Origin of the sequence: Priestia sp. SIMBA_032 (assembly GCF_046535215.1) — a bacterium.
Taxonomy (GTDB): Bacteria; Bacillota; Bacilli; order Bacillales; family Bacillaceae_H; genus Priestia; species Priestia aryabhattai.
Window position 1 is genome coordinate 88,340 of sequence record NZ_JAWRXD010000007.1, and the last position, 18,652, is coordinate 106,991.

16 protein-coding genes and 1 riboswitch are annotated in these 18,652 nt (G+C 38.2%); of the genes, 10 read left to right on the forward strand and 6 right to left on the reverse strand.

All coding sequences use genetic code 11. The features are described 5' to 3' along the window. Positions 1-6: 6 nt before the first annotated feature. Positions 7-483, reverse strand: a complete 477-nt coding sequence (locus SB717_RS21325; RefSeq protein ID WP_013055111.1) for a hypothetical protein — start codon at positions 481-483, stop codon at positions 7-9. A 287-nt stretch (positions 484-770) separates the two neighbouring features. Between SB717_RS21325 and SB717_RS21330 the strand changes: the two genes are divergently transcribed. Continuing rightward, positions 771-1,925, forward strand: a complete 1,155-nt coding sequence (locus tag SB717_RS21330) for an endonuclease (protein ID WP_074682629.1) — start codon at positions 771-773, stop codon at positions 1,923-1,925. A gap of 103 nt (positions 1,926-2,028) precedes the next feature. Further along, positions 2,029-3,666, forward strand: a complete 1,638-nt coding sequence (locus SB717_RS21335) for a family 14 glycosylhydrolase (RefSeq protein WP_410904634.1) — start codon at positions 2,029-2,031, stop codon at positions 3,664-3,666. Between the two features lie 49 nt (positions 3,667-3,715). Here the strand turns inward: SB717_RS21335 and msrA are convergent, their stop codons facing one another. Then, the gene (gene msrA, locus SB717_RS21340) at positions 3,716-4,231 is read right to left on the reverse strand and encodes a peptide-methionine (S)-S-oxide reductase MsrA (protein ID WP_016762833.1); all 516 of its coding nucleotides are present in this window, start codon (positions 4,229-4,231) and stop codon (positions 3,716-3,718) included. A 368-nt stretch (positions 4,232-4,599) separates the two neighbouring features. Here msrA and SB717_RS21345 point away from each other — a divergent pair, with 368 nt between their 5' ends. Both SB717_RS21345 and SB717_RS21350 read left to right on the forward strand, forming a co-directional pair. Continuing rightward, the gene (locus SB717_RS21345) at positions 4,600-5,937 is read left to right on the forward strand and encodes an ATP-binding protein (protein ID WP_410904635.1); all 1,338 of its coding nucleotides are present in this window, start codon (positions 4,600-4,602) and stop codon (positions 5,935-5,937) included. A 160-nt stretch (positions 5,938-6,097) separates the two neighbouring features. Continuing rightward, complete coding sequence (locus SB717_RS21350) at positions 6,098-6,994, forward strand: amidase (RefSeq protein ID WP_410904636.1); 897 nt, start codon at positions 6,098-6,100, stop codon at positions 6,992-6,994. A gap of 194 nt (positions 6,995-7,188) precedes the next feature. On the opposite strand, the gene SB717_RS21355 is transcribed toward SB717_RS21350, so the two are convergent. Beyond that, on the reverse strand, positions 7,189-8,745 hold the full coding sequence (locus tag SB717_RS21355) for an ABC-F family ATP-binding cassette domain-containing protein (protein WP_045291989.1): 1,557 nt from the start codon (positions 8,743-8,745) through the stop codon (positions 7,189-7,191). A 260-nt stretch (positions 8,746-9,005) separates the two neighbouring features. Here SB717_RS21355 and SB717_RS21360 point away from each other — a divergent pair, with 260 nt between their 5' ends. Both SB717_RS21360 and SB717_RS21365 read left to right on the forward strand, forming a co-directional pair. Then, positions 9,006-9,938 carry a D-2-hydroxyacid dehydrogenase gene (locus tag SB717_RS21360; protein ID WP_410904637.1) on the forward strand — a complete coding sequence of 311 codons (933 nt, stop codon included), beginning with the start codon at positions 9,006-9,008 and terminating at the stop codon, positions 9,936-9,938. Positions 9,939-10,037: 99 nt separating this feature from the next. After that, on the forward strand, positions 10,038-11,123 hold the full coding sequence (locus tag SB717_RS21365) for a nitric oxide synthase oxygenase (RefSeq protein WP_045291987.1): 1,086 nt from the start codon (positions 10,038-10,040) through the stop codon (positions 11,121-11,123). A gap of 48 nt (positions 11,124-11,171) precedes the next feature. Here the strand turns inward: SB717_RS21365 and SB717_RS21370 are convergent, their stop codons facing one another. Continuing rightward, positions 11,172-11,303 (reverse strand): YflJ family protein, encoded by a 132-nt coding sequence (locus SB717_RS21370; RefSeq protein WP_016762840.1) that lies wholly within the window; start codon positions 11,301-11,303, stop codon positions 11,172-11,174. A gap of 173 nt (positions 11,304-11,476) precedes the next feature. After that, positions 11,477-11,926 (reverse strand): Rrf2 family transcriptional regulator, encoded by a 450-nt coding sequence (locus tag SB717_RS21375; RefSeq protein ID WP_410904638.1) that lies wholly within the window; start codon positions 11,924-11,926, stop codon positions 11,477-11,479. A 216-nt stretch (positions 11,927-12,142) separates the two neighbouring features. Here SB717_RS21375 and hmpA point away from each other — a divergent pair, with 216 nt between their 5' ends. The 4 genes from hmpA (at position 12,143) to SB717_RS21395 (ending at position 16,447) form a co-directional block, all read left to right on the forward strand. After that, entirely contained in the window at positions 12,143-13,324 is a 1,182-nt protein-coding gene (gene hmpA, locus SB717_RS21380; protein WP_410904639.1) for an NO-inducible flavohemoprotein, read from the forward strand. A 71-nt stretch (positions 13,325-13,395) separates the two neighbouring features. Continuing rightward, positions 13,396-14,685 (forward strand): lysine N(6)-hydroxylase/L-ornithine N(5)-oxygenase family protein, encoded by a 1,290-nt coding sequence (locus SB717_RS21385; protein ID WP_098622123.1) that lies wholly within the window; start codon positions 13,396-13,398, stop codon positions 14,683-14,685. Between the two features lie 143 nt (positions 14,686-14,828). Next, positions 14,829-15,341, forward strand: a complete 513-nt coding sequence (locus tag SB717_RS21390; RefSeq protein ID WP_013081517.1) for a type 1 glutamine amidotransferase domain-containing protein — start codon at positions 14,829-14,831, stop codon at positions 15,339-15,341. A gap of 359 nt (positions 15,342-15,700) precedes the next feature. Further along, positions 15,701-16,447, forward strand: a complete 747-nt coding sequence (locus SB717_RS21395; RefSeq protein WP_074682647.1) for a CAP domain-containing protein — start codon at positions 15,701-15,703, stop codon at positions 16,445-16,447. Between the two features lie 238 nt (positions 16,448-16,685). Here SB717_RS21395 and ade read toward each other — a convergent pair whose 3' ends face one another. Beyond that, on the reverse strand, positions 16,686-18,422 hold the full coding sequence (gene ade / locus SB717_RS21400) for an adenine deaminase (protein ID WP_410904640.1): 1,737 nt from the start codon (positions 18,420-18,422) through the stop codon (positions 16,686-16,688). Between the two features lie 83 nt (positions 18,423-18,505). Then, positions 18,506-18,607, reverse strand: a riboswitch (purine riboswitch). Positions 18,608-18,652: the final 45 nt, after the last annotated feature.

The window sequence follows — 18,652 nt, forward strand, 5'->3', positions numbered from 1 at the left end:
GTAAATTTACAGGCGGCGGAAGCCTTCTTCAAACAAATAATCTTCTGCTTCTTCGTAAGATAGAAATGCTGCCTCTAAATTCAAGCCAGAATAAACATTCCACAGGTCATCTTCATGAACAAGTAAAAGCGTTGCATTGTCTGGGCCGTTCCAGCGCTGTTCATTTCCATTCCCTACAATAGCTTCTTCTCTAGCGGTATCAGGAAGGGTAGACAAAGATTCAATAGAAGCTTCAATAATTGAGCGAAGCTCTTCTTCAGTATAATCACGGATATTCACAAGACCTTTGTCATTTGTTTCATATCCTTTTAAAAACCCTGCATATACAAATCCATTTCCGTTAGGGTGCAGATGATGCACAACAACCGTTTTATCGTACACGCTTTCTTCATAATGAAAATTCACGCGTCCTAAAGATACATCTTTTCGATGCAGCTCTGGAAACGATGAAATAATAGCTAATTTTTCGTCAAAACTAAGCATAGACAATCCTCATTTCTATTTAAATCATTTCATTTTCTGAAATGGTATAAGCTCTTTTACGATTCGGTTGATTATACCATATATAAAGAAAGACACATAATGCTTTTTCCAGTGTGGACTTTTAAAAATATAACCCTTCGCATAAAGTGGTCGTCACTGTAAAGAAGAACACATCTTTTTCACTATAAAACTTAACAAAAAACAGGCAGGGAATTCACAGTGAAAAAATAATATAAAGAGGTGGAAGGAAACGAGTTTTCAAACCTATCATTAGGAGGAATAAAAAAGTGAGATTATATGCTCTGTGTAAAAAAACATGGGTAATGTCCCTGCTTGTTTTTGCTCTTGTAGTGAGCTTAACTCCTGTTAGTCAAGCAGCTGCATCTTTATCTGTGTCACAAGCTCTTGAAAATCAAAACAATAGTGTACAAGCTGTTAAAGGATATGTAGTAGGTCAACCTACAGGCACATCTACAGTTATTACGAGCAATTACCCAAACGATTATGCACTTGCTCTTGCTGACAGTTCAAATGAAACCAATACAGACAAAATGGTATACGTTCAAATTCCTTCGAATTTGCGAAGTACATTTGGACTTCAAAGTCACTCGGAGTTAAAAGGGAAAATTCTTACTGTTACGGGCACACTCACTCCTTATTTTTCACACCCAGGAATAAAATCAGTTACTTCTATCAGTACAGAAACAGGAGGGACTGATCCTACTCCAGACCCCACAGAGCCAACCGTTCCAGTCGAAGACTATTATCGTACCGCAGCTGGAAAAACAGGAAACACCTTAAAAACAGAGCTTCATAACATTATTGATCATCACACAGAACTGTCGTATTCAGCCGTATGGGAAGCGTTAAAGAAAACGGATGAAGATCCAGCTAACGCAAATAACGTTATTTTGCTCTACACGGGGCGTTCACAGGCTAAGAGTACAAATGGAGGCGGAGTGGACGATTGGAATCGTGAGCACGTCTGGGCAAAGTCTCACGGGGATTTTGGAACAGCTATGGGACCTGGAACAGATCTTCATCATTTACGTCCAACCGATGTATCTGTAAATAGTACGAGAGGAAACTTAGATTTTGATAACGGAGGGACGGAACATAGCGAAGCACTCGGAAATTATTTTGACAGTGATTCATGGGAACCTCGAGATGAAGTAAAAGGTGATGTGGCTCGTATGCTGTTTTATATGGCCGTGCGCTATGAAGGTGATGTAAGTGATGAGCCTGACTTAGAACTTAATAACGCGGTGAATAATGGCACTGCTCCTTATCATGGGAAATTATCTGTGCTTCTTCAATGGAACGCCCAAGACCCAGTAGATGATCGAGAACGACGCAGAAATGATATTATTTATTCAGACTATCAGCATAACCGCAATCCATTTATTGATCACCCTGAATGGGTAAACGAGATTTGGAACTAATAAAGATGGCGTCCTGGCAGGGCGTCTTTTTTTATAAAAGAAAAAGGAAAAACCCAAGATCCGCCGAATACCTATAGGTGATTTTGAAAAATGGAGGGAAGATATGAAACAGCTATGTAAAAAAGGATTGGCTTTCGTTTTGATGCTTATTTTTGTTAACGCTTTCATTTTGAATCCGATTAACGGAGCGGCTGCCGTAGATGGTAAATCAATGAATGCGGGTTATAAAACTTACTTAATGGCGCCGTTGAAAAAAGTAACAGACTATACAACATGGGAAGCGTTTGAGAACGATTTGCGCAAAGCGAAACAAAATGGATTTTATGCGGTGACAGTAGACTTCTGGTGGGGAGATATGGAGAAAAACGGCGATCAGCAGTTCGATTTTTCCTATGCTCAGCGCTTTGCTCAAGCTGCTCGTAATGCAGGTATAAAGATTGTTCCAATTATTTCCACTCATCAGTGCGGCGGTAATGTTGGAGATGATTGTAACGTTCCGCTTCCGTCTTGGGTATGGAACTTAAAAAGTGATGACAGCCTTTACTTCAAATCTGAAACAGATACGATAAATAAAGAAACGCTAAGCCCGCTTGCAACCGACGTTATTTCTAAACAATATGGAGAGCTTTATACGGCATTTGCGCAAGCGTTAGCACCTTATAAAGACGTGATTGCTAAAATCTATTTATCCGGAGGCCCTGCAGGTGAAATTCGTTATCCGTCCTATACAGCAGCAGACGGAACCGGCTATCCGTCTAGAGGGAAATTTCAAGTGTATACGAACTTTGCCAAAAGCAAGTTTCAATCATATGCTTTGACAAAATACGGTTCACTCGCCAGCGTTAATCAAGCATGGGGCACCAATTTAACCTCTGCATCGCAAATTTTACCGCCATCAGATGGCTATCAGTTCTTAAAAGATGGTTATTCAACAGTTTATGGAAAAGATTTCTTAGCATGGTATCAAGGGGCTTTGGAAGATCACACAAAACGTATTGGACAGTTAGCTCATCAGGCTTTTGATGCCACCTTTAACGTACCAATCGGTGCAAAAGTGGCGGGAATTCATTGGCAGTATAATAATCCCACGATTCCTCATGCTGCAGAAAAACCTGCTGGATATAATGATTACAACGCGCTTTTAGAAGCGTTTAAAACAGCTAAATTAGATATAACGTTTACGTGCTTAGAAATGACGGATAGCGGAAGTTATCCGGAATATTCTATGCCAAAGACGCTTGTACGCCAAGTAGCGGGTATTGCGAATGCAAAAGGAATTGTTTTAAACGGGGAAAATGCTTTAACTATAGGCAGTGAAGATCAATATAAAAAAGCAGCTGAAATGGCCTTTAACTATAATTTTGCAGGATTTACTTTGCTTCGTTTCTACGATGTCATTAACAATGATACGCTGATGGGGCAATTTAAAAATACGCTGGGCGTTACACCAGTTGCGCAAACGGTTGTAGTAAAAAATGCGCCAACTACGGTAGGAGAAACGGTTTATATTGTTGGAGACAGAGCTGAGCTAGGTCAGTGGGATACGTCCCTTTATCCAATTAAATTAACATACAATTCATCTACAGCTGATTGGAGAGGCACCGTTTATTTTCCTGCCAGTCAAAGTGTTCAATTTAAAGCAATCGTGAAGAGAGCTGATGGCTCGTTAAAAGCATGGCAGCCTGTACAGCAATATTGGAGCGTGCCGTCGGCAACAACGACTTATACAGATAATTGGTAAAACAAAGCCGCATAGCATTTGTTATGCGGCTTTGTTTTGAACATAAAAATTATTTCCAGTTAGTTTCAATAAATTCATCTCGGCCGGACTTAGCGCGGTCTTCTTTATAGTGCTTTGGATTTTTCTTGTGGAAATCTTGATGATACTCTTCAGCTTCATAAAACGTAGAGGCAGGAAGAATGCTTGTCACGATTGGTTTTTTAAAACGTCCGCTTTCCGCGACCTCTAGCTTCGTCTCTTCAGCTGCTTGTTTTTGACTATCGTTATGGTAAAAAATTGCTGTTCGATACTGCGAGCCGCGATCTTGGAATTGACCTCCATCATCTGTTGGATCGATTTGTGGCCAATAAAGATCTAATAAACGTTTGTAGGGAAACACTTCAGGATCAAATGTGATTTGAACCACTTCGTAGTAACCGCTTGTTCCAGATTTTACTTGCTCATAAGTAGGGTTATCCACAGTTCCCCCCATATATCCTGACACAATGCCGTGAATACCTTCTAGCTCTTCAAAAGGTGTAACCATACACCAGAAACATCCACCTGCAAATGTAGCTTTTTCCATACGTAATCCCTCACTTAATCCGTTGTTATGAATGGTATTATAACAAATTTATATTGAAACAGCTAGAAAAGGGTTTGTAGGTTGTGTAAAAGCTGTGGATAAAGATAAATATCCACAGCTTTTACACAATCAACTAGGCTGTTTTGAAGATTGAAAAATGAAGGAGAGAATAAAGAAAAAATGATAGAATAGATGAGGTGTATATATCGATGTAGAAGAGATTGGGCGACAGAATTACAATTTACACGCAGTACTTTAGAATGCTGATAGCATCTGGATAAATAAAATTAGTATGTGAGTAATAAGAGGTAAGAAGCAGCATATTCATGCTGTTAAATAAATATACAAAGATAATAGGAGAGTTGAATATGTTACAAGATAATCTCATCCTAGAGCACTATGGATTAAATGAATTAAATTTTGATACGATCAAAAGCTACCGGGATCGATTTGCTGAAGTAAAACCAGCCCATCCTTGGAATGCGCTTGAAACAAAAGAGTTTTTATACAAAGTAGGAGCATGGGGAAAGGTTAGAGATACCCATAAAGAAGGAGTTACGCTCGCAGGCCTGCTTTTATTCAGTGAAGAACGGATTATCACAGAAGTTTTACCACAATACTTTTTAGAATACCGGGAAAGTAAAGGGGATGAAGAATGGACAGAGCGTTTTACCTCTCAAGACGGGACGTGGTCAGGAAATATTTTTGATTTTTATTTCCATATTCATGAAATTGTTCGTAATAACGAACCGCAGCCGACAATCGCTTCCTCTTTAACAGAAGCTTTAATCAATATGCTTATTCATGCGGATTATAATGGCGAGGGCGGCGTTATTTTAGAAAAGCAACCTTCACATTACGTTTTTTCTAATCCAGGTCTTTTGTTAGTACCTGCAGATTCCGTTTTTAGCAACACCGTTAGTCAGCTTCGAAACCCAAATATCGTTAAGTTATTCAGTTTACTAGGGCTATGTGAACGTTCGGGCTCAGGCTTGAAAAAAGTAAAGCAAAATTGGAGTTTACATCATTATAAAAAGCCTTCTATTGATCAAGATGTTTCTATGCATCGTACGGTGGTCACGCTATCCGTGTCCGCTCAAGAAAGACAGGTAAGTTCTTCTGAAAAAGACACTTATACCACGTCTGTAACTGATTCGGGAAATAATTTTAAAAGTGTCGAAAAATATCAAAACATACCTGAAAACAATGTCGAAATTAACTCCTGTAATAAAAATGAAGACTCCTATAATAAAGGTTTAGTAGAGGAGTTAAACTCATATAATAACGATAATAACTCCTATAATAAAGAAGGAAACTACTATAATAGTAAGTTAAACTCATACAATAACGATAATATCTCCTATAATAATTATCAAAGCTCCTATAATAAAGAACCTGAAGATGATTCTTCTAATTCAGTTAATGGTGAGGATATTGATACGAAGCTATGGGATATTGCAGCGCTGGCTCGTGAAAAAAAACGGCTTTCGCCGAATCAGATGGAACATATTATTCTTGAGTTATGTAAAGAAAAACCGCTAATGCTTAAAGAGTTTGCTTATTTACTAGAAAGAACGCCGGATGGAGTACGTAATAATTATTTAACAAAGCTATTACGAAAAGGACAATTACAGTTGAAATATCCAAATCAGCCAAACCATCCAAAGCAGGCATATTTATTCCATAAGAAAGATATAGAGAAGTAAATGAAGCAGCCGCTAGAACAAATAAAGATTAGGCTTAAAAAATTGATGAGGGCGAGTTTGCTGAAGGCTACAGATCCAAGTGAGAAATTCACCATAAAGTTGCCAAGCTGCCAGACTCTCTTTATATGAGTTCTGGCTCGTATAAAGGAGGAAGAAGAGTGTGAAAAGCAAGTGCGTTCTTATTTTTCTGGTGGTTGTATGGCTGTTTAATATGGGGAAAGGAATAGGGTGTGAATCAAAGGTGAATGCAGAGATGAATATATCGCTGTCGACGTGGGTGTGGGATACAAAGAAATGGATGCTGAACCAAGAAGCTATCCTCGAAAAGCTTCAAGAAAAAAAGGTGACAAAGGTTTATTTACAAATTGATAGTGATCTTTTACCTTCCATATATAGGCATTTTATCCAACAAGCACGAGCCAAGGGCATAAATGTTTACGCACTTGACGGTGCTCCTTATTGGATAGGGCCTTCTGGTATAGAAGAGCAGGAAGCATTTTTTAATTGGATAACAGCTTACCAAGCAGAAGCAGACGATCAACAGCAATTTTCAGGGATTCATTTGGATGTAGAGCCTTATTTGTATGAAAATTGGAAAAATAATCGAGCGAAAAGTATTCTGCATTATCAATATGTTATTTCTCAAGCCGCTGTACATTCTCATGAGTTACACTTGCCGCTTGCTGTAGATATACCGTTTTGGTTTGACGAAGTTCCCTTCAAAAATAGCAACGGTTCTGGTTCGCTGGGGCGATGGGTTATTCAATACGCTGATGAAGTCACAATTATGGCGTACCGAAACCATGCAGATAAAGAAAACGGTATTGCTGAAATAACGGAAAATGAACGCAAGTGGGGACGTGTACTATCCACTCCGATTGAAATAGGGGTAGAAACGATGGCTTCAGATGAAGGCGAATACATTTCTTTTTCTGCTAAAGGAGAAGAAAAGATGATGCAAGAGCTGGATATGTTGCTTACAGAGTGTCAAGTTGAGAATCCTCCAAGCAGTATAGCTGTTCATCATTTTGATAGCTGGCTACAGATGAAGCCATGACAACGAAAAGACCGCTGCATCGCTGCAGCGGCCTTTTTGGGTTTAGGGAGTATAGATACAATATAGCCATTTTATTAAAGGACTATACATAAAAAAAGTAACCATTTAAAAAATGGCTACTCACACAAAGGGGGGGAACTTAATCTTATCATTCCCACTTTTTATAAAAGATATGCCTCTTTTAACCCGTTTTTTTAAAATAATTTAGTCGTCCAAGATTCGCAGTTCCACACGTCTGTGACCACATCTTGATAAAATTCAGGTTCGTGGCAAATAATTAAGATACTTCCTTTGTATTCTTTTAAAGCTCGTTTTAATTCATCTTTCGCATCTACATCCAAGTGGTTTGTAGGCTCATCCAGTACAAGAATGTTGGTTTCATTGTTAATCAGCTTACATAGACGGACTTTTGCTTTTTCTCCACCGCTTAGAACTTCTACTTTACTTTCAATATGTTTGGTTGTTAAGCCGCATTTAGCTAAAGCTGCACGAATTTCATATTGGGTAAAGTGAGGAAACTCATTCCATGCTTCTTCAATACACGTATTGTAATTAGCCGATTTGACTTCTTGTTCGAAATAGCCAATATGCTGGTAATCGCCTTTTTCTACAGAGCCTGAAATCGGTTTGATTTCTCCTAGAATACTTTTTAAAAGAGTTGTTTTCCCGATTCCATTTGCTCCTACAAGGGCAATCTTTTGACCTCGCTCCATTTTTAAATTCAGTGGCTTAGAAAGCGGCTCTTCGTATCCAATGACTAAATCAGATGTTTCAAAAATTAATTTGCTTGAAGTACGAGCACTCTTAAAGTTAAACTCTGGTTTTGGACGCTCTTGAGCTAGTTCAATTACTTCCATTTTATCGAGCTTTTTTTGACGAGACATGGCCATATTTCGTGTCGACACGCGCGCTTTGTTTCTCGCTACGAAATCTTTTAAATCTGCCATTTCTTGCTGTTGTTTTTTATAAGCTGCTTCAAGCTGCTGCTTTTTCATTTCATATACTTTCATAAAATCGTCGTAGTCTCCTACATAGCGATTTAACTCTTGGTTTTCCATATGATAAATTAAATTGATCACGCTATTTAAAAATGGAAGATCATGAGAAATTAAAATAAAGGCATTTTCATATTCTTGCAAGTAGCGTCGTAGCCACTCAATATGCTGTTCATCCAAGTAGTTTGTAGGCTCATCAAGTAAGAGAATTTCTGGTTTTTCAAGCAATAATTTGGCCAGCAATACTTTTGTACGCTGTCCGCCACTTAAATCCTGTACATCACGGTCTAAGCCGATATCTTCTAATCCTAATCCGCGTGCAATTTCTTCGACTTTTGCATCGATAATGTAAAAGTCATTATTTGTTAAGAGGTCTTGAAGCGTACCGACTTCTTCTAATAGTTTTTCAAGTTCTTCTGGTGATACATCCGCCATTTTCTCATAGAGGCCATTCATTTGAGCTTCTAAATCAAATAAATATTGAAAAGCACTTTTTAGTACATCACGAATAGAAAGCCCGCGCTCTAATGCCGTGTGCTGATCTAAATAGCCAACGCGCACTTTTTTGGACCATTCTACTTTTCCAGCATCCGGTTCTAGCTTGCCTGTAATGATGTTCATAAATGTTGATTTACCTTCGCCGTTTGCTCCAATTAAGCCGACGTGTTCACCTTTTAACAATCGAAATGATACATCGTTAAAAATCGCACGGTCACCAAAACCATGGCTTAGATTTTTTACGTTTAATACACTCATGCTGACACACCTTTTCTTTTAAAATATCTATCGTACGTTTCGTTATAAACAAATTGATTCATAACGATTATAGCGAACTTATATACATAAATCCATATGAGTTTTCTAGCCTTGAACGTCATATAAAATTCACTCGCGTCTTCCTTTCTCTTCATTCATACTATATATATCAATGTAAAAATCCTTCATGACGAAGGGACGGTCATATCGAATTATTCAAATAGAGTATATAGAAGAATAAAAAGGCAGGGGGAAAAGAAATGAACATTCATACCATACTAGTGGCAGGAAGAATGCATAAAGAGTTGCAGGAGATAATCAAACAAAAGCAGCTGTCTCAGACGTTTCGATTTATGGAAGAGAAAGACGTTACAATGGAAGATTTAAACTGGGCTGACGCGCTTTTATCCTTCGGTCCAACGGATTACTTTGAAGGCCATAGCTTCAAATGGATTCATTCTCTCGGTGCAGGAGTCGATCGGTTCTTAGAAAGTGGGAATTGGAAAAAGAGTGTGATGTTAACACGTACGGTTTGTTCATTTGGTCAGCGAATCAGTGAATATTGTCTTAGCTATATGCTAGCTGAACTTCAGCACCACGCACAGTTTCAGCATCAGCAAAAACAAAAGCAGTGGAAAGTGGTGGAGCCTCAGCAGCTTTCTGCTCAAACGGTCATAATTTACGGAACAGGTGAAATCGGCGGACGTCTTGCAGCCATTTTAAAATCTTTTGGTGTACGAGTGATAGGAGTATCTAAAAGTGGAAATGAAAAGCCGTCATTTGATCAAGTGGTCTCGATTTCAAATGAGAGAGACTTGCTAAAAGAAGCTGATTGGATTATTAGTACAATGCCGCTAACGAATGAAACAAAAAGCTACTTTGATCAAAAATGGATGAATTTAGTTGAGAATGCATATTTTATAAATGTTGGACGAGGTGCAACTGTAGATGAAAATGCTTTAGTAGGGGCTATTGAGCAAAAGCGTATTCGAAAAGCGTACATAGACGTGTTTGAGCATGAGCCGTTAACGAAAGAAGCTTTTTGGTGGAATCATTCACATATCATCATAACACCTCATATTTCAGCGGTGACTACGCCTGAAGAAGCCGTAGAGTGCTTTGTTGAAACGCTGCAAAAAGTTGAGCAAGGCGAATTGCCTTCCAACTTGGTTAATATTGAAAGAGGTTATTAAAGCATTATGATGCGCGTTTCCGCTATGAGAATGGTATACTGAAACTTGCTTTTCTTGGACGAAAAGAATGAAATCTGTTCTTCTAGGGGGGAACAAACGTTGAAGCAAGAAGAATTATTTGAACAAGCACGTGTATTTATAGAGACGTGTTACGCTGAACTTGAAAAAAGCGAAGCGGACAAAAACAAGCGATTAAAAGAAATTCATCAGCAAATTATGTCACTCGGACATTATGATCATACATTTGAAGAGTTAGAGCATGGAGCTCGTATGGCTTGGAGAAACAGCAATAAATGTATCGGACGACTATTTTGGCAATCGCTCAATGTATTTGATAAGCGAGAGGCAAGCACAGTTGAAGAGGTAAGAGACGCCTTGTTTCACCATATTGAATATGCAACAAATGATGGGAAAATCCGGCCTACTATTACGGTGTTTAAACCGAAAATGAAAGCAAAAGAGCCGGTTAGAATATGGAATCATCAGCTAATCCGCTATGCGGGGTACGAGACGGAATATGGTGTGATAGGAGATCCTGATTCTGTTGCGTTCACGGTGGTTTGCCAAAAGCTGGGGTGGGAAGGTGAGAAAACTCACTTCGATGTTCTTCCTTTGGTTCTGCAAGTTAATGAAGCATCACCTCGATGTTTTGAGATTCCAAAACATTTAGTGAAAGAAGTAGCTATTACGCATCCAGAACTTCCCGAATTTGAAGACTTACAGTTAAAATGGTACGCTGTCCCGATGATTTCAGATATGAAGCTAGAAATTGGAGGGATTGATTACGTTGCAGCACCATTTAATGGATGGTACATGGGGACTGAGATCGGTGCCCGAAATTTAGCGGATACGTATCGCTATAATCAACTTCCAAAAATAGCTTCTATGATGGGATTGAACATGGATTACAACGCTATGCTTTGGAAGGACAAAGCCCTTGTCGAATTAAACGTTGCGGTGCTTTCTTCTTTCAAACGAGAAGGTGTTAGCATTGTAGATCATCATACGGCTGCTCAGCAATTTCACTTGTTTGAAGAAAGAGAGCAAAAAAATGGCCGGGAAGTGACTGGGAACTGGACGTGGTTAATCCCACCGGTTTCGCCAGCAACCACGCATATTTTTCATAAGCCTTATAAAAATAAAGTATTATCACCAAATTATTTTTATCAAGACGCTGCTTATTAAATGAACAAAAAAGAGAGTACAAATTTGTACTCTCTTATTACAAGTTAATTAATTTTTGTGTTTATCAAGCAAGTTAGCAAGTACATATGTTTTGTACTTTTCCACTTTGCGGCCTTCATGGTTGCGAACTCCCCGTTTTTTAAGTTCCTCAACATACCAGCCTTTGCTTCCTACGTGCATACTCAAACACCCTTTCGTCATTTTTTTAGGATGAACAGAATGAGGTTCATTGTCTGCTCGAATGGAGACATCTTGTCTTTCCAATACGTGCCTCATTGTAACATCTTTTATTTTATGATGAAAGGGAAAAAGGTCGAAAAAACGAGAATGATTTCAGGTGAATTTTAGTTTGTTCATTCCTCGTTTTTTTGAGATAGAAGGAGGAGGTTTAATTCGTCTTTATTTTGGATTAGATCTTCTAATGTATACTGATCTAAAACCTTAATGAAGGCTTGCATGGCTTCATGCAAAACACTTTTTAACTTGCATACGGGGCTAATAATGCAGAAGTTTCCTTCACGGTCAAAACATTCAACAATATGAAAATCTTCTTCTGTTTGACGTACCACTTTTCCAATATTAATGTCTTTTGGAAGTTGAGATAAACGAATACCGCCGTTTCGTCCTCGGATTGTTTCAATTAAGCCAAGCTTCCCAAGCTCGTGAATGATTTTCATAAGGTGGTTTTTTGAAATATTATACGCTTCAGCAATTTCCTTTATATTGCTTAGTTTATTATTATCGCGAACGCCTAAGTATAATAAAACTCGCAGTGAGTAATCTGTATATTGTGTGAGCCTCATCTTTTTACCTCTTCTCTTATCAGCAGCTGATATATCTATAATAGCATGTCTATATCTAAGAAATACAGAAAGAATGCTCTCATTTTTGCAGGAGTGAATTTGTGAACATTTTTTTAAATATGTATATGAAATATATCTTTTTAAGTTGAATATGAGTATTATAAAGATGTATTAAAAATATATCTTTTAAAAATGAATCTTTCGGAGGCGAAAGTTATGAAACAAACAACTATTTCTATTGTAAAAAGTACAGTTCCTGTTTTAGAAAAGCATGGTCAAGCAATCACAACTCGTTTTTATGAAATGCTTTTTGAACAGTATCCTTCTTTAAAAAATGTATTCAACCAAACAAATCAAAAAACAGGACGTCAGCAAATGGCGTTAGCTAATACAGTTTATGCTGCTGCGCAGTACATCGATCGGCTTGAAACGCTGCTTCCAGTTGTGAAGCAAATCGCCCATAAACATCGCAGTATCGGCGTGAAAGCAGAGCACTATCCAATTGTTGGCGAGTTCTTATTAAAGGCAATTAAAGATGTTTTAAAAGAAGCTGCGACCGATGAGATTATGGAAGCTTGGAAAGAAGCTTACGGTGCCATTGCAGACGTATTCATAAGTGTGGAGCAAGAGTTATATGAAGAAACCGAAGAAAAAGGATGGAAAGATTATAAAAAATTAATGGTTCATAAAAAAGTAAAAGAAGCAGAAGACGTGTACTCGTTTTATTTAGTATCACCTGATCAAAAAGCGCTGCCAGCTTTTCTACCAGGTCAGTATGTGAGTGTACGAATTCCTGGTCAAGAGTATTTATCTATTCGCCAGTACAGCTTATCTGGCTATTCAAACCAGCCATACTATAAAATTACGGTAAAACGAGAAAAACAAATGGAAGACGGGGTCGTGTCAACTTATTTACATGATCAATTGAAAGAAGGAGACTTGCTTGAAGTCAGCGTTCCAGCAGGAGACTTTGTCTTAAAAGAAAATAACAAATCAGTATTTATCAGCGGAGGTGTAGGGATTACTCCAATGATGTCAATGCTTCATCAAGCATTGGAAAACAATCAAGAAGTAACATTTATTCACAGTGCTAAAAATGAGCAGTTTCATGCAATGAAACGAGAGCTTCAATCGTTGTCAGAGACATATACGTTTGAACAACACGTTTTCTATAGTCAAGCGCAAACAGATCAGCATGATGAAAACATAACGTATGGTCACTTAACTAAAAAAGAGCTAGCTAAATATGCCGGCGATAAACATGCATATTATTATGTTTGTGGATCCTCTTCATTTACGCAAATGGTGTTAGAAGGCTTAGCAGAAATGGGTATTTCCCAAGAAAATATCATGTATGAATCCTTTGGCCCGAAAATGAGTATGACTCCTTCCGCATAAATGTATGGAAAAAGGGTAAAAAGCTAACAGTAGACAATACTGTTAGCTTTTTTATGGAAGGGAGTTTAAAGATGACAAATAAGCAGTATGACATGGTGGGAATAGGAATAGGACCGTTTAACTTAGGCTTAGCGGCCCTTGCTGAGCCTCTTGATGAAATTGATGCCGTCTTCTTTGATAAAGAAGAGAAATTTGAATGGCATCCGGGCATGTTAATTGACGGCACGGACTTGCAGATTCCGTTTCTAGCAGACTTAGTTACATTTGCGGATCCAACAAGCCCCTATTCGTTTCTAAATTATATTCACAAGCAAAAACGCTTGTATCCGTTCTTTTTCTTTAATCGTTTTGACATTCCGCGTCAAGAATACAACGAGTACGCAAAATGGGTAGCGGAGCAGCTATCTTCCTGCCACTTTTCTTCAAAAGTTGTGGACGTGATACCGAAAAATGAAGAAGAGTATTATGAAGTAAAGGTAGAAACACCTGAGGGAATTCAAACAGTAAATGCTAAACACGTTGTAATGGGAACAGGAAGCATTCCACTTGTGCCTCCGGCTTTTGAAGAAAAGCTGAATGAGCATATTTTACACAGCAGCGGCTATTTACATAAAAAAGAAGAGATGCAAAAAGGAAAGCATGTAACGATCGTTGGGTCAGGACAAAGTGCTGCCGAGATTTTTCTTGATTTACTAGAAGAACAGACTGAACATGATTACCACCTTACGTGGTTTACAAGATCCTCTAATTTTTTTCAGCTTGATCAATCCAAGCTTGCTCAAGAGTTATTTTCGCCAGACTATGTAGATTACTTTCATTCGCTAGCTTTTGAGGAACGTACAAGCACGGTAGAAGATTTAAATCCTTTACGTCACGGAATTGAATCTTCTACCTTAACGAAAATCTATGATTTACTCTATCATCGTTCACTTAAAGGAAGAGTACCCGTTACGATTCAAGCTTCGACTGAAGTAAGTGACATTCATAAAAAAGGCAATGGATATGAGCTGGAATGCAAAGAATTAAAGGCTGAACGCTCTTTTCAATACGAAGCGGATCGTTTGATATTATCCACGGGCTATAAGCCAAAGATTTCGCCGTTCATCGAACGGATAAAAGATGATATCGAATGGGAAGATGACAAGCGTTTCAAAGTCACAAAAGATTACCGGCTTGTCTTTAAACGCCCCCGTCACCACCACTTTTTTACGTTAACTAATATCGAACATTCACATGGATCTGGGGCAACGAATCTTGGTTTATCCGTTCAGCGCAATCAGCGTATTCTGAACGTAATTGCAGGTAGAGATGTGTACCCAGTTCCAGAAGAGACGACCTTCCAGACATTTAATTTGTTTTGAATTTCTGATTTGTAAAAACCTTCAATGTGGTTTTTGATTATTGTAGAAAAGTTTTTTACTCATAAACTATGTTTAAAAGAACAGTGCACGGGTATTTTATTTATAGAACATTAGTACACAAATCAATTAAGGAGTTGCTTAGAATGAGTAAGAAAATTGCAGTATTAGTAACAGATTTATTTGAAGATGTGGAATATACAGATCCAGCCAAAGCCTTTGAAGAAGAAGGCCATACGCTAACAAAAATCGATGTTAAAACAGGTGAAGTAACAGGTAAACAAGGCGAAACAACATTAACAATTGATAAAGCAATTGCGGATGTAAAACCAGAAGATTTTGACGCATTGTTTTTACCGGGAGGTTTCTCACCAGATATCTTGCGTGCGGACGATCAAGTCGTAGCTTTCACAAAATCATTTATGGACGAAGGCAAACCGGTTATGGCTATCTGTCACGGACCACAGCTGCTAATCAATGCTGAAACATTAAAAGGACGTGACGTAACTGGTTTCAAATCAATTGCTATTGATTTGAAAAATGCAGGCGCAAACTTCCATGATAAAGAAGTGGTGGTATGCGGTAATCAACTAGTTACAAGCCGTACACCAGACGATATGGAAGCATTCGTACGTGAATCAGTAAACGTCTTAAAATAAGTAAATAATATTAGTAAAACTTTCTGTAAAAGGCGATAACAGGGTGATTTATCACTCCGTTGTCGCCTTTTTTGTGTGTAACGATTTTGACGAGGAATTTACAGTTATATTACTGCATTAGATGAAGCGGTTTCTAAAAGAATATGAAAACCTTTTACTATCAATAGATAGAAGCCACGTAACACAATTGAAATATTTTTCACATAAATGAAAGTATAATTTTGGTAGCTTAAAAGACGTTGCGAGTTTCATAGTTTTCATGCAACAATGAGGGTGCATCACGAGATTGGCTTGCTACAAGCTTGGATGCGTTGCGGTTTTACAAAAAAACTTTATTATCACATAGGAGGATTTCAAACATGAAGAAAAGGTTTCGTATTGCCACTGTCGCAGGTGCCGTATCATTAGGATTACTAACAGCAGGACAAGCAAATGCAGCAGCTCCTGATTGCAACACTCCAAAACAAATTAATATTAAAGATGCTCAAGCAGCACAAAATATAAATGTAGATGAGCTATTAAAGAAATTTAACGCTCAAGGACAATCTGCTCAAGCAGCAGCTCCACAACAAGAAACACAAGCACCAGATCAAGCTGAAGCAGCTCCACAGGAACAAGCACAAGCACCAGAACAAAGTGAAGAAGCAAAAGCTCCAGAGCAAACACAGCAAAACACAAAAGCTCAACAATCAGAAAATACTGACAAAACAGAACAAACAAAAGATGCTAGTCAATTCGAACAAAAGGTAGTAGATTTAGTGAACCAAGAGCGTGAAAAACAAGGTTTAAAACCTCTAACACTTAATAAAAAATTAAGTGACGTTGCACGTACTAAATCAAAAGATATGATGGACAAAGGGTACTTTGACCACAATTCACCAACATATGGTTCACCATTTGATATGATGAAGCAATTCGGCATTGAATATACAACTGCAGGTGAAAACATTGCAAAAGGTCAGCAATCTCCTGAAGATGTAATGAATGCTTGGATGAATAGTGACGGTCACCGCAAAAACATTCTAAACCCTGATTTCACTGAAATTGGTGTTGGATACGTAAAAGGCGATACTACGTACTGGACTCAACAATTTATCGGTAAGTAATACAAAAAGAGCAGGATATACCTGCTCTTTTTTGCGTTTTTAGCTGTCCAATTTGGGTATAGTAAAGTAAGAACACGTAAAGGAGTGCCTTAAATTGGGACGTATATTAAAAAAAATTTTAGTCGCTGTTTTTCCTATCCTTCTAAAAGAAGGATATCGTCATTATAAAAATCGTAAAGCTCGAACTACGCCGTCTAAAGGGTATAAATAAAAAGGACTCGAAAGAGTCCTTTTTATTTTATGCTTGAACGGGGATATGCTTGAATTCTTTTACGTTAAATAATCCTTTGTCGGTTAATTTTAGACAGGGGATAACAGGTAAGCTTAAGAAAGATAATGTCAGCAGCGGATTGAATTTCTGTGAAATATCAAGCTCATGAAGAGCCCCGTGAAGCTGCTTAAGTAAGCTGTTTACTTCATTGTAAGGGTGAGGTGACATTAATCCTCCGATGGAAAGAGGGAGGGAGCCAATCACTTCATTGCCTTTTACAATAACAATACCTCCGCCGATTTCTTCAATTGCCGCAATTGCTTTTGCTAAATCCTCATCATTTGTTCCTACGGCTACGATATTATGTGAATCGTGAGCAATCGTAGTAGCAATCGCTCCGTTTTTTAACTGAAAGCCTTTTACGATCCCAAGACCAATATTCCCTGTCAGCTGATGGCGCTCAACAACAGCCATTTTCAGCTGATCGTTTTCTACAGAAGACTGAAATTCGTTTTGCTTCACTTGAACTTCTTCGACAATATGATTTGTAAGCAGGCTGTTTGGATTAATTTCAATAATATTAGCCCGATTGTGCTGAAGTGGTATCGTAAGTTTGTTAATAGAGAACTCTTTCAGATGAACAGAATTCATTAGTTCTGTCGGAAGATCAATTTGTTCTTCTTGAACAAACAGCATCTCTCCATTTTCAGCAATGAGCTCTCCGTTTTGATAAACATGTGCTGCAGATATATCAGTTAAGTCGTCCAATAGAATAAAATCGGCCTTGTAACCAGGAGCAACTGCACCTCTATCTTTTAATCCGTAGCATTCAGCGGCATTTAATGAGGCCATTTGAATCGCAATTAACGGATCCAGCCCGAGTTCAATAGCAAAACGAACATTGTAATCAATAGAACCTTCCGTTAATAAATCATCTAGATGTTTGTCATCGGTACAGAATAAAAATCTGCGCGCGTTACGTTCATTTACAGCAGGTAATAATTGTTTCAAATCTTTAGCAACAGAACCTTGGCGGATCAGAACATACATCCCGCGCTGAATACGTTCAATTGCTTCTTCTGCTGTTACGCATTCATGATCTGTTGAAATGTTAGCGGTACGATAAATATTAACGCCCGTGGCATCTAGCCCTGAGCCGTGCCCATCAATTACGCCGTTTGCATCGTTAGCTGCTTGCAATTTATCGAGCATATCGTCATCTCCATCTCGAACGGCAGGGAAATCCATCACTTCTGCTAATCCAAGCACGCGAGGGTGAGAGAAAAATGGCGCTAAGTCAGCTGCTTTTAAGACGGCTCCAGAGCTTTCAAAAGGAGTTGCTGGCACGCTTGAAGGTAAGTTCACAAATACGTCTAAAGGAATGGAATCCGAGTTTTGAAGCATAAACTCAATGCCAGATTTCCCTGAAACATTCGCAATTTCATGAGGATCCGTTACGACAGTTGTGACGCCTCTAGGTACAAGAAGTTTTGAGAACTCTTTAGGTGTAACCATTGATGATTCAATGTGAACGTGTCCATCAATGAACGTAGGAGAAATGTATTTTCCTTTTGCATCAACGACGTTATTCCCATCGTATTGACCTATTCCAACAATCACTCCATCAGCAATCGCAATATCAGCTTCAATGATGGAAAGCGTAAAGACATCGATAATTTTCCCGTTTTTCACTACAAGATCTGCAGGTATTTTTTTATTGGCAACAGCAAGCTGTTTTTTTAATGTTGTTTTTGTATTTGACATGAATGTGACTCCTCTCATTGTATAACTGAATAACAATGAAGGACTATGTAAGGGAGAACATAAAGAAGAATAAAAATGCAGTATGAATGATGTTCAACCCTCGTAGTCCAACTATTTACGGTAGTTCGGTAGAAACTCTTGGACCCTATTTCCAAGACTATACGAGCTTTAGGTATTTCGATACATTCTATAGACAAATAATAAAAACGTCAATTCCTAATAAAAAAGAA